Genomic DNA, 12,917 nt, shown 5'->3' on the forward strand with positions numbered 1-12,917 from the left:
TGGAGGAACTTTACGTTTTTTAAGATATAAACCATGCTGGGATTAAAAATTTTACTTATTGAAGATGAAGTAAAAACACTCAATCTTATTAAAGAAGGACTGGAAGAGAACAAGGCGCAGGTAGATATTGCTTATGACGGGCAAATGGGGCTCACCCTGGCCGGGAGAAACGAATATTCTCTCATCATCAGTGATATTATTCTGCCTGAAATGAACGGGCTTACTTTGTGCAGGACCCTCCGGGAGAACGGCAACAATACCCCTATTCTTCTGCTGACGGCGCTGGGCACCACCCAGGACATTATCACCGGGCTCGACGCCGGGGCAGACGACTACCTGAGCAAGCCTTTTGAATTCAGCGAGCTCAGGGCCCGGATAAGGGCGCTTACCCGCCGGGGAAATGCCGTGATCCAGAAATCGCATATCCTGCGGGTAGCTGACCTGGAGCTGAACGTAGACACCAAGGCCGTACGCCGGGGCGATAAGGAGATCACCCTCACTGCCAAAGAATTCAGCCTCCTTGAATTTTTTATGAATAATGTGGGGCGGGTGATCTCGAAAGTAGAGCTGGCAGAAAAAATCTGGGACATCACCTTTGATACCGGTACCAACGTGATCGAAGTATATGTGAATTTCCTGCGAAAAAAAATAGATAAAGATTTTGACGTAAAATTGATTCATACGCAGATTGGAATGGGGTATGTAATGAAAGTGTAAACCTATGTTGACCCGCTTCCTGACCACCTTAAATATCCGGCAGCGACTGACTCTCCAGTTCCTCCTTTTGGTGAGCGTACTTTTTTTATTGTTTTCGGTCAGTATTTATCTTTTCAGCAAGCTCTACCTTAATAACCGTTTCTACAACGGCCTGCAGGAAAGGGCCATCATTACGGCCTCGCTGAAAATTGCCCTCAGCGCCGATCAGAAGGCCATCCAGGACCTGGTGCGCAACAGCGATGAGCGTATGCTGACCGAAGAGATGATCTCCATTTACGATCCGCAGCGCAATATGTTTGTTTTTACCACCGATATCCTGAAAGAAGGCTTTCACCGGAGTTTTCTGAACCCGGCCGATACCAGTAAGAACGTCAACAACATTTCGCGGAATAAATCGAAGATCTGCGTGCTGAAGATCAAAAAATACTGGGTCATCATCAGTGCCAAAGATGTATATGAGCGGGAGGCGCTGGGTAACCTGCGCGACATCCTGGTGATCTTGAGCCTGGTGGCCCTGCTGTTTATTGCCTATATCAGCTGGTTTATGGCCGACAGGGCCCTTTCACCCATTTCCAAGATTGCCCGGCAGCTTGACCAGATCTTCCCGAAAAACCTGTCGCAACGGATCGAATATCCCTTTACCGAAGACGAGATCGGGTTTATCACCCGTACCATTAACAAGCTGCTGCAGCGGGTAGAAACCTCGGTGAATACCCAGCGGATGTTTGTGGCCAATATCTCGCACGAGCTGAAAAACCCGCTTACCAAAATTTTTACGCAGATTGAATTGCTGGAAATGAAATACCGGGACCACCCCGAGTATTACAGCCAGATCATGTCGCTCCGCTCCGATACGCTCATGCTGAACCATCTCACCCAGGCCCTGCTGGAGCTGGCCAGCATCAGCGCAAACGACAGGGAGCTGCCCAAGAAGGATCTCCGTATTGATGAGATCCTGATGTCGGCCGTTTCCGAGTTCAAACGCTGGAACCCCGACTACGAAATTCTGCTCAACCTGGACGAATTTCCCGAGAACGAGGAGGTGCTGATCTACCCGGCCAACGAAGACGCCCTGAAGATTGTGTTTAAAAACCTGCTCGACAACGCCTGCAAGTTTTCTGTTAATCAGCAGGCCGAAGTAAAAATTTATGCGGAGGCCGGCCAGCTGCTGATCACGATCTATAACGAAGGGAAACCCATTCCCCCCGGTGACATCACCAAAATCCTGGAACCTTTCTTCCGCTCCGACTCTACCGCCAAAGGTAAAAAAGGCCACGGCGTGGGGCTGGCTATTGTAAAGCAGATCCTGAGGCTGCACCGGATCAGGCTGACTATTGTGCCGTCAGAATCCGGCAACACTTTTGTGCTCACTTTTCCGGTTCCTGAAATTTAAGCCAAATTTAATTCGAGATTAATTCGGGTTTAAGGTAGAGGTATCAACTTTGTAACATCAAAACAAAGGAGAATAAAACAATATGGAAACTACTTCTCAAAATAACTCGGGCGCTTTAAGAACAGGATTGATCGTTTTACTGGCGGCGCTTGCATTGGTTGGTTATTTGTACTTTAATGCTCAATCTAAAAATAAAGACCTTCAGGGGTTGCTGGATACCAAAGTAGGTGAATTGTCAGATACTAAAGTAAGACTGGATTCGATTTCCAGGGCACTGGATGCCAAGATTCTCGAAGTGGAATCGCTGGGCGGAAGTGTAGAAGAGCTGGAAAAGATCAAAGCAGAGCTGCAAAAAGATATCGCCAGCCTGAAGTCATCTTCCAACTTTTCTGCTAAAAAATACAACGATAAGATTGCAGAATACGAGAAATTCCTGGCAGCAAAAGATGAAGAGATCATGAAGCTGAAGGAGGAAAACGGCCTGCTTTCATCTGAAAACCTGACATTGAAAACAGAAAAAGAGGAGGTTATTAACCAGAATGTGGCGCTTTCGCAGAGCAAAGACTCGCTCACCCATGTAGTGGATGAAGTGTCTGTCAAAAACAAAGATCTGCAGGATAAAGTAAACACAGCCGCCGCTTTGAAAGCCGTTAATGTTGAAATTGTAGGACTAACCTCAAAGGGCAAAGAGAAAGACGGTAAAATCAAAAGTAAAAGGATTGACCAGCTGAAAGTAACCTACCACCTGCCTTCTAATCCGCTCACCGAGAAAACCAATAAGGATGTATACCTGAGAATCCTGGATCCGAACGGTGCGGTGCTGAACGACATGGGCAGAGGCGGTGTGCTTGATTTTGCAGGAAAAGAAATAGGATATACCCTGCGGCAGGCGGTTCCGTATACCAATAACGACCAGGAGGTAGCCATGTACTACCAGAAAGGCCAGGAGTTTAACTCAGGAGTATACTCGGTGGAACTGTACTCGGAAGGCTTTAAGATAGGCACAGGAAACTTCCAGATAAAATAAAGATTATCAGGAGTTTATAAAGATAACATATCATAATGGTTTATAGGGTTCTATCAGATTCCTGCATTGAATTTCGATGCAGGAATTTTTCTTTATAATCATTCTAATCTTTTAAGGCGTTTACGGAACAATAAAGCGGCGGAAAAGCGTTTATAGAGTAATTGAACGGTTGATCAGTGAACAGATAAAAGTGAAAAGCTAAAAACGGTCCGCCGCTGCGGTTAAAAGTTAAGGTAGAATATGCTTTGATCGCAAAACACAAAATTACGAAAACACAAAATCTCCGAAACCCGATAAATAATCATCGTATGGCAACAGATGTAACAATAGATTTAAGCATGCCCGTGGACCGGGTAGAAAACATAAGCCGGGAAGAGTTTCAAACGAAATACATGATTCCCCAGAAGCCGGTTATTATCAGGCATATGTACGGTAAAGACGCACAGGTGTATCAATGGACATTCGATTATTTTGCCCGCGAGCTCGGCGATATTGAGGTAGGGGTATTTGACGACGAGTCGGAAGAGCGCAAAGACGACCGCTCATACAAAAGTGCCGGCAAAAAAATGAAATTCCGCGAGTACCTTGACCTGATCCAGGAAAGGCCCACCACCAAGCGCCTCTTCCTGTTTAATGTATTCAAGCATAAAAAAGAGCTGCACAATCACTTTAAATTTCCTAAGATTGCCGATAAAGTGGTGGAATTCCTGCCCCTGGCTTTCTTCGGAGGACAGGGAGCGATTACCCGTATTCACCGCGATATGGATAACAGCTGTGTGTTCCTGACCGAGCTGGTGGGAAGAAAACGCGTGGTCATGTTTGCGCCCGAATACTCTAAAAAACTGTATCAGTATCCGTTTTCTACCCATACCTCCATTGATGTCAATAACCCGGATTTTGATAAATACCCCGGGCTGGCCGATGTGAGAGGGTACGATTGCGAGATAGGCCCCGGTGATACCATCTTTATGCCGGCCGGCTACTGGCACCACATTGAATACAATACCGCCGGGCTGGGTTTTGCCGTGCGCTCGCTGAGTCCGCACGTATCAGACCGCCTGCTGGGCTTCTGGCAGGTAGGCATCATGACCCACCTTGATGAGATCCTCAACAAGCTGCTGGGCGACAAGTGGTTCAACTGGAAGAAGAAGGCAGCTGCGAAGCGGGCCCAAAACTAATTATTTTTATACCAGGAAGTACCGGGGGATGATCAATACCATCTCCCGGTATTGTGTTTTATGGCTGGCTGTTCTTCCGGAAGAAAATCGTATTTTTTTTGAATTTCTCCGGTGTAATGTCCTGAATTCCAGTTTTTCTACAGATTTTGTTCTGTATATTCGGGCTATACCTAACTAATTAACGGAATATGGCGCTACAGGAAGAACTGGAAAAAGAAGGATTATGGCTTTTCAGATTCAGGAGTTTTCTCCCGATTGCTGTTTTGCTGATGGCAATGGGAGTGTATTATGTACAGGAAACGGCTTCTCTTGCCGAAGATGAATCTTTTGAATTTTACTATGAATTTATTTGCCTCGCCGTAAGTCTTGCGGGGCTGATTATCCGGATCTATACGGTAGGGCATACCCCCGGTAAAACTTCGGGCCGCAATACCACGGAGGGCCAGGTAGCCGATACCCTGAATACCACCGGCATTTATAGCCTGGTGAGGCATCCCTTATACCTGGGCAATTTTTTCATGTGGCTCGGGCCGGCCATGATGGTGCAGAACACCTGGTTTATCGTGGCCTTTGTTTTGTTTTACTGGCTGTATTATGAGCGCATCATGTATGCCGAAGAGCAGTTTCTGAGACGGAAATTCGGGCAGGCCTACGTGGAGTGGGCCGAAAAAACCCCGGCTTTTATTCCCCGGATTTCGGGTTTTTGCACCAATAAGATGCACTTCAGCTGGAAAAAAGTGATGAAAAAGGAGAAAAACGGTTTGCTGGCGGTTTTCGTTATATTTATGCTCTTTAACGTTATTGGTGAAGTAGGAGAAAGGCGTGCCGAATATAACATGTTTTTTATTTACGGAACGGCCGCTTCGCTGTCGCTCTACCTGGTACTCAAATATTTAAAAAAGTATACAGAGGTATTGGATGAAGCAGGCCGTTAAGTCGCTTCATCCGTGCTCTTCCCGGTATTTATGATATACCAGGAGGGCGGCCGCCAGGTCTTCCACGGCCAGCCCGGCCGATTTGAACAGGGTAATTTCCTGCTCATTTTCCCGGCCCGGGTGAACGCCCCGGATAAGCCCGGCCAGGTCTGCTTTCACATCTTTTTCGGAAATAATGCCTTCTGCTATGGGTAGGGCCAGCTCACCGGTTTCGTGGAGGGCGCCCATTCGTGAATCTACAAAAATGCTGCTCTTCCGGATGGCCTCGTTGTCGGTTTCGCGGGTATCGGGCTTGTGTGAGCCGATCATATCCAGGTGCGCACCGGGCTTGACCCACTCTCCCCGGATCACCGGGGTGGCCGAAAGCGTGGCACAGGAGATCACATCTGCTGACCGTGCCGCCGCTTCCAGGTTTTCAACGGGTTCTGCCTGTATGCCTTCCTGTGCCAGCATAGTGACCATACCGTGCATTTTGGCCGGGTTACGGGCCCAGATGCTGATCTTCCGGAAATTCCTGACTACAGAATGAGCCTGTACCAGGTGTTGGGCTACTTTCCCGCTACCGGCTACCAGCAGGTGTCCGGCCGTTTTCCGGGCCAGGAACGAAGCCGCCAGGGCGGAGGTGCAGGCCGTACGGCGGGCGGTAATTTCAGCAGCATTCATCATGGCCAGGGGTTCTCCCGTAACCGTATTGCTCAGGGTATACCGGGCAAAGATAGAAGGCATGCCCCGGTCGGCATTACCCGGCGCCACCGTTACCTGCTTTACGCCCATGTACTGATCGTTCCAGACCGGCATGAGAATAAGCGTATTTTCGTGTCCTTCGGGGGTTGTATAGAAATGGTGATGCCGCAGGGGCATGGTGTAGTCTGACAGGAAGATGGCGCGCAGGGCTTCGATCAGCCCGGCGTAACCGAGATTCCTGGCGATTTGTTCGTCGGGTATAATGTGCATATAGAACCGTTTAAATCCCAAAGATCGGGAAAAAATGGGATTGATCCGGCCGTTTTTTAGCCAAAGCTGCGCAGAACTTCACTTTCGTGAACAGGAGTTCAGCGTGCCCGCGGCTGTGAAAAGCCCGGGCACGCCGCCCTGTTATTTCAGCCAGCGGGAGTCGCCTATCCCCTGGAACTTCAGTTCTTCATTGCTCACTTTAAAATTGCCTTCATTGGCATTGGCATACCCCGGATCGTAGCTGGTGTGTGTGCCGCTGGCGTCATTTTTAGCACCCGATTGCGTACTGCCGGTAAAGTTAGGCGCATTGAAATAATTGTTTTTGTCAAATTTCACAATGTTGGTTGACGCCTGGTTGGTGTAATAACCCTGGGTGTTAGACAGGATATTCTTCTCAAAGGAGATCTCGTGGCTGGCCAGGCGGATGTAGAGCATACGCCGGTTATTGCCGTTCGAAACATTGTTGAACGTATTGTTCCGGATGGTGATGATGCTTTTCACATCGGGGAAGTTCGTTGATCCACCGCCATCCATCCGGAAGAAATCACGGGCAAGCGCGCTGTTATAGGCGGTGTTATTGATAAAATCAAACCTGCGGGCCAGCCCGTTCCGGAAATCAATAAAGTCGCCGCCGTTACACTCAATATTGGAATAGACGGTATTGGTGATCAGCACGGCCTCAATCAGCGTGGCATTGTTCACGTAGAGGGCTCCTTTGGTATAGTTGGTTATGGTACACCCGTCTATGACCAGGTTGCCGAAGGTACCGGCGGCATAGATGATGGTCTGGTTACCGTCTGCCGAGCCGGTTCCGTCTAAGCTCAGGTCTTTGAGTTCCAGGCCGGCGCCGTCGCTTACCCGGAATATAGTGCCTTTGAGAACCGGCTTATCGCTGGGCCGGGCACCTTTGATGGAGATTGAGCGCGTTATGGCAATATCTCCTGAGGAGTAGGTTCCCGGCAGCAGGCCGAAAACATCGCCTTCTTTGGCATTCTGGAAGAGGGTGGTGATGTCGTCACCGGGAGAAACGATAATGGCACCGCCCAGGTCGATCAGCGTAGTGAACGTAACCGTACCTCTTGTACCGCTGCCGCGCATGAGCCTGGCGGTATAGGTGGTTTCGCCTGTGAGGCCGGTGAGGGTGGCTGCACCGGCAGTCACTTCGGCTGCAGAGAGGGTATGCTCCAGGTTACCGGGGGTGAGCACGATCTTGTCGGCGGCCTGCCCTGCCGGCCAGCGGAGGGTGACTTCGGTGGCTTTGAGGTCATCCGGGCTCACGGGCTGGAACAGCTGCTCGGCATTTGTGGTAATGGTCACACTTGTCCATTTGGAGTCGGCCAGGTTTTCTCCTACGGCCTTCACCTGTACCGTATATTGGGTTTCGCCGTTCAGGTTGGGTACGGTGTAGGGCAGGTCTTCGAGGGTAATGCCGTCAAAAGTCAGGGCCGGGCTGCCTGAGGTTCCCGTTCCTTCAAAGAGCTGTACTGCGTACGAACGGGCATGCCGTACTTCTGCCCAGGTTAAACGCAGGGAGGTCTGGTTGACGATCCGGGCCTCCACGTTGGTAGGTGAAAAAAGGCGGCTGACATTCAGCTCCGTGATTTCATCGGCCAGCTGGTCATCACAGGCCTGAAAACTCAGGGCCAGGGCCATGCTTAGGATATAGATGAGTAGTTGGTTCTTTTTCATGAGTATCAATTAAAATTATAACCGTCGTTGGTGAGCTTACCGTTGCTGGTATCCAGGAACACCTGCCAGATCGGCCAGAATTGTTGCTGATCCGGGTTACGGAGGTACAGGGCATCCCAGTATTTGACGGCATCGTTAGAAGAGTTCAGGGTCCAGGTTTTGTTGTATTCGTATCCCAGTGAAGCCCCTGTAGCATCTGTATCGCCGAAGTTCAGCCCGTATATCTTTGCTGTTTCGCCATCGGAAGCGATGGTATAGTAGATTTTGGCCGGCAGGGTGGCGTATTTGCCCTGGCGGGTATCCAGCTGCTGAAGCTTGGTTCTGGCTTCGGCCAGCTTGGTGCCCAGCAGGTTCCAGCGGATGAGGTCGGCTTTTCTCAGCATCTCGCCGGTAAATTCCAATGCTCTTTCATCTACTATGGCGTTAAAGAAGGCCTCTTTGCTGACCGTAGCCTGCTGCATGAACTCTGCTACCTTCCGGGGCTGGCCGGGGAAGGCCCGGTCGCGGATCATTTTTAGGTAAGGGGCTGCGGCAGCAGGGCCATCGAGCTCGTTGATGGCTTCGGCGGCCATCAGCAGCACATCGGCGTAGCGCATGTACATCCAGTTCAGCCCGTCGTCATTGGTAGAGGTAACCTTCCGGTTCAGCCATTCGTAGCGGTACTTGCCGAAATACCAGGCACCCAGGCTGTTAGGCTCCTGGCGAACGCCCTTCGGAGAAGAGGCGCTGGCTACCCATTTGTAGGGTATGCAGGTTACGTCGCGGCGAACGTCGTCTTTGTCGTATTCATAGTACATGATGGGATTGGGGCCGTTGGTACCGCCCTTGTTCTGCCCGGTGTAATCGCTGACCACATCGTGCTTTACGCCCAGGTCAAAGATCACCCGGCCGCGGCCCTCGCTGAAGGGGATCTCCCAGAGCGACTCCAGCCCGGCGCGGTTGGTTTCTGCAGCAAAGGTCCTGAATACTTCTTCAAAACCCAGCAGGCGGGCCGTGCCGCTGTTGATCACGTCAAGGCATTCTTTTTTGGCAATGGCATACATTTTTTCAGGGGCCAGGTCGGGGTCAGTGCTTCTTCTGACTGATCCGTCGCTCCGCTGCCCGTAACCGCCGGCAGCCAGCGCCAGGCGGGCGCGCAGCCCTTTGGCAAATGCCTTGTTGACCCGTTCTACCGACTGGGTAACGGCGGTTTCATTGGGCCAGGCCAGGAGTTCGGCAGCCTCTTCGAGGTCAGCCAGGAGCTGCTTGTAGACCACATCGCGGTCAGCTCTTTCCATGTAAACCGTTTCTGAATTAACGGGTTCAAAACGGGCCGGCACATCGCCCCAGCCCTTCAGGAGGTCGCTGTATACCACGGCCCTGAGGGTGAGCATCTCGCCCAGCAGCTGGGCCAGCTCTTTGTTCTGCTCCACGTTTCCATAGGTTTTCAGGCCGCGGATGGCCAGGTTGGCCCGCTCAATTCCTTCGTAAAACTTGGCCCAGGCGTTGTTATCCGTATTCATCTGGGAGTTGTTCACGTTGGTGTTGTAATTTGAAAGCCGCGCCTGTTCCGAAGTGGTATTTTTAACGGAGTTGTAAACTTCGGTGTCGGTGTTGATGCCGTAAAATACCAGGTACCTGCCCCGGTAAGAGTTGGTTTCGGCAAACGACTGGATCACGCCGGCAATGGCCCCCTCGGCAAGGCTGGGGGTGGAAAAGATCACCGACTCATCAAGCGACGACCGGGTAGGAGCTTCCAGGATGTCCTTACAGGCGTTTAGCCCGGCTGAAAGGATTATGATTAATGCTATTGAGAATATTCGTTTCATCGATTCAAAAGTTTAGATTTAAACCCACCACAAACAATTTACTTTTCGGATACGCCGAGTAGTCGACTCCCGGTGTGAGCTGGGTTTTCCTCCGGGTGGAAACCTCCGGATCAAACCCGGAATAGTTGGTCAGCAGCCACAGGTTATAACCGGTAGCATAGAGGCGGACCTTCTCTATTTTCGCCTTGTGGCTGATGCTGACCGGCAGGGTATAGCCTAAGGTCAGGGTGTTCAGCCGCAGGAACGAACCGTCTTCCACGGCCCAGTCGCTGAATACAAACCGGCTCATGTACGGTGACCACAGCGTGGTGTTCCGGTTCAGGGCTTCCAGCTCGGCCGGGTCATTGCTGATGGTGCCGTCAGCCGTGAGGTTGGTCCAGCGGTTTCCGCTGGCCATGAGGTCGATCATGTTCCGGGAGTGGTATTTGCTGGTAGAGGTATATTCTATTTTGTTGGCATTGTAAATGTCGTTGCCATAGCTCCAGTTGAAAATGGCCGAGAGGTCGAAGTCACGGAAGCGCCCGCTCAGGTTGAAGCCGCCTGTATGTTTGGGGTTGGCGTTGCCTATAACGGTACGGTCGGAAACGTTCACCACGTTATCGCCTTCGGTGATGTTTTTCAGCTTCATGCTGCCGGGACGCAGGGTACCTACTACAGACGAGGCATCGGGTACGCCGTCTTTGAGGATCCACCGGCCGGTGGCTGCGTCAAAGCCGGTGAAGTCGGAAACCTCGTACCGGCCGTCGCTGAGATAGCCGTACATTTCGCCCACCGATCCGCCGCTGGCTATCCAGTAATCGGCACCGATCTCGGTAGAAGCCCAGCCCGATTCCCCGTAGAAGTTCTCCATAAGGCCGAGTGACATGATCTTGTTCCGGTTGAAGCTGATATTGGCGCCGATATTCAGTTCAAAGTCTTTCTTTTTAACGGCCACGCCGTTTACGGTAAATTCAATCCCGCGGTTACGGGTCTCGCCCATGTTCCGGTACTGGTTGTCGTAGCCCGTGCCCGGGGTAGGGAAGAGAATGAGCAGGTCTTTGGTAGAGTTGACGTAGGCGTCAATAGTACCGTTCAGCCGGTCGTTTAGGGCGGCAAAGTCGATACCGATGTTCCGGGTAATGGTGGTTTCCCACTTCAGATCAGGGTTAGCCATGGTTTTGGAGGCAGCCCAGAAGCTGTTGAAGCCGTTGACCCAGGTGGTGGTGCTCACGTTAAAGGTCTGGGCCATTTGCCCGGCAGGAATGTTGTTATTACCGGCCGTACCGTAGCTGAGCCGCAGCTTCAGGTCGTCGAGCCAGCCGGCTGCCGGCGCCATGAAGGGCTCAGCCGAGATGCGCCATGCGGCAGCCAGGGAAGGGAAGTACCCCCAGCGGTTGCCTTCTGAGAATTTCGAGGAGCCGTCGGCGCGGAAAGTGGCCGTCAGCAGGTATTTGCTTTGATAATCGTAATTGGCACGCCCGAAGAAAGAAAACAGCTTTTCGTCGGGGCTCAGGTAATTTTCAACAGAGTTGGCATTGCCCTGTGACGACAGCTTCGTAGCGTCATCAAAGGTGAAGGTTTTAGGGAAACCGTGTACGATGGAGGTAAAGACCTCGCGGGTGGTCAGGATGTATTCCTGCCCGGCCAGTACATTAAGCTTGTGACCGTTGCCCAGCAGCCGGTTGAAGTCATAGCTCAGCGTATTGGTATTTCTTAGCGACTGGCGGGCCTGCTTTTCAAACGAAATGGCGGGCAAGCCCTGGTTTTCAGCCGAAGGCACGTTGTTTACGTAGTAGGTGGTGGTACCGTAAAAGCGGTTGTCGGTATTGCGGTAATCGTCGAGGCCGCCTTCTACCTTCAGGGTCATGGCCGGGAGGAGGTTCCAGGCAATGCTTCCGTTCAGGGTATAGTTTTTCCGTTGCTGGTAGCGGTCGTTATCGGTGAGCGACTGGATCGGGCTGAAGAGGTTGAAGCCCTCATCGGTATCGTCTGAGCCCGTAAGGCCTGCTACCGGTACCGGCGGGTAAATCATGGCAAATTTCAGGCGCGAGTCGGCCGAAGAATAAGCATTCTGCTCGTTGGTGCCGCCGCCGTCAATGCGGGTGTCGGAATACCGGAGGGAGAGGTCGAGCACCACATTTTTATAGGGACGGTTGTTGATCCGGAAGGTGAGGTTATCCCGCTGGAAGCCCGACAGCTGCATAATGGCCTTATCGCGGATGTTGTTGTAGCTCACCGTGTACCGGGTCTTTTCACTTCCGCCATTAATGCTCAGGTTGTTATTGAACATGTAACCGGTACGGCCGAAAGTTTGTTCCTGCCAGTTGTTGGGCGTTACTTCGCGGTAGAGGTCCATATCCTGGAAATTACCGAAATACCGGGTGTAGGTGGTAAGGCTGTTGTCGAGCAGCGCCCTTTCGTATTGCCACAGGGCGTAGTCGTAAGGGTCAAGCACATCCAGCTGGTTGGCCAGCTTCCGGAAACCGCCGTAGCTGTTGAAGCTGACGCTTACTTTGCCGGCTTTGCCGCTTTTGGTATTGATAATGATTACCCCGTTGGCGCCCCGGGCTCCGTAAATAGCGGTAGAGGAAGCGTCTTTCAGCACATCAATGGATTCAATATCGGCCGGTGCAATGTCAGAAATCGAGGCCACCGGGAATCCGTCAACGATAAACAGCGGGGTATTATCGCCGGTGATGGAGCCGCCACCCCGTACCCGTATCCGCATTTCGGCATCGGGAGAACCTTCTGTGGTAGAAATCTGTACCCCGGCCAGGCGCCCGGCAATGGCTTCCATCGGGGAAGCCACCGGGATGCTGTTAAGCTTATCGCTGCCGATAGAGGCCACCGAGCCGGTCAGGTCTTTCTTACGTACGCTTCCGTAACCGATCGATACCACTACCTCGTTCAGGGTGTTTTCGTCGTTTTCCAGGGTTACATCCACTACTGACCTGCCGTTAACGGCTATTTCCTGTGTTTTCATTCCGAGGAAGGAGAACACCAGGACGGCTTTTGAAGAAGCGGCGATCTGGTATTTGCCGTCGGCATTGGTGGCCGTAGCGGTGGTTCCCCCTTTTACCCGGACGGTTACCCCGGGCAGGGTTTCATTATCGGCCCCCGTTACTGTTCCGCTGACCCCCGACTGGGAGAAAGCGGAATAGGAAAAGAGTACCGCAAAGAGCAAAAGCCATTGCGACACCGGGTTCTTAAAGGAGATACATTTACTCATACATGTAA

General features: G+C 51.7%; 9 protein-coding genes. 5 read left to right on the forward strand and 4 right to left on the reverse strand.

Features of this window, described 5'->3' with window-relative positions:
* Positions 1–33 precede the first annotated feature (33 nt).
* The 5 genes from AB2U10_RS06745 (at position 34) to AB2U10_RS06765 (ending at position 5,250) form a co-directional block, all read left to right on the forward strand.
* Positions 34–717: a response regulator gene (locus AB2U10_RS06745; RefSeq protein ID WP_367913587.1), complete on the forward strand. Its 684-nt coding sequence runs from the start codon at positions 34–36 to the stop codon at positions 715–717.
* A gap of 4 nt (positions 718–721) precedes the next feature.
* On the forward strand, positions 722–2,110 hold the full coding sequence (locus AB2U10_RS06750) for a HAMP domain-containing sensor histidine kinase (RefSeq protein WP_493820326.1): 1,389 nt from the start codon (positions 722–724) through the stop codon (positions 2,108–2,110).
* An 82-nt stretch (positions 2,111–2,192) separates the two neighbouring features.
* Entirely contained in the window at positions 2,193–3,137 is a 945-nt protein-coding gene (locus AB2U10_RS06755) for a coiled-coil domain-containing protein (RefSeq protein ID WP_367913588.1), read from the forward strand.
* Between the two features lie 308 nt (positions 3,138–3,445).
* Positions 3,446–4,315 (forward strand): cupin-like domain-containing protein, encoded by an 870-nt coding sequence (locus tag AB2U10_RS06760; protein ID WP_367913589.1) that lies wholly within the window; start codon positions 3,446–3,448, stop codon positions 4,313–4,315.
* A 188-nt stretch (positions 4,316–4,503) separates the two neighbouring features.
* Entirely contained in the window at positions 4,504–5,250 is a 747-nt protein-coding gene (locus tag AB2U10_RS06765) for a methyltransferase family protein (RefSeq protein ID WP_367913590.1), read from the forward strand.
* Between the two features lie 6 nt (positions 5,251–5,256).
* Here AB2U10_RS06765 and lhpI read toward each other — a convergent pair whose 3' ends face one another.
* The 4 genes from lhpI to AB2U10_RS06785 form a co-directional block, all read right to left on the reverse strand.
* Positions 5,257–6,204: a bifunctional Delta(1)-pyrroline-2-carboxylate/Delta(1)-piperideine-2-carboxylate reductase gene (gene lhpI / locus AB2U10_RS06770; RefSeq protein WP_367913591.1), complete on the reverse strand. Its 948-nt coding sequence runs from the start codon at positions 6,202–6,204 to the stop codon at positions 5,257–5,259.
* A gap of 141 nt (positions 6,205–6,345) precedes the next feature.
* Positions 6,346–7,893: a fibronectin type III domain-containing protein gene (locus AB2U10_RS06775; RefSeq protein ID WP_367913592.1), complete on the reverse strand. Its 1,548-nt coding sequence runs from the start codon at positions 7,891–7,893 to the stop codon at positions 6,346–6,348.
* Between the two features lie 5 nt (positions 7,894–7,898).
* Positions 7,899–9,701, reverse strand: coding sequence for a RagB/SusD family nutrient uptake outer membrane protein (locus tag AB2U10_RS06780; RefSeq protein ID WP_367913593.1), 1,803 nt, complete (start codon positions 9,699–9,701; stop codon positions 7,899–7,901).
* A 4-nt stretch (positions 9,702–9,705) separates the two neighbouring features.
* Positions 9,706–12,909 carry a SusC/RagA family TonB-linked outer membrane protein gene (locus tag AB2U10_RS06785; protein WP_367913594.1) on the reverse strand — a complete coding sequence of 1,068 codons (3,204 nt, stop codon included), beginning with the start codon at positions 12,907–12,909 and terminating at the stop codon, positions 9,706–9,708.
* Positions 12,910–12,917: the final 8 nt, after the last annotated feature.

The organism is Leadbetterella sp. DM7, assembly GCF_040829825.2.
In the GTDB taxonomy this organism is placed as follows: Bacteria; Bacteroidota; Bacteroidia; order Cytophagales; family Spirosomataceae; genus Leadbetterella.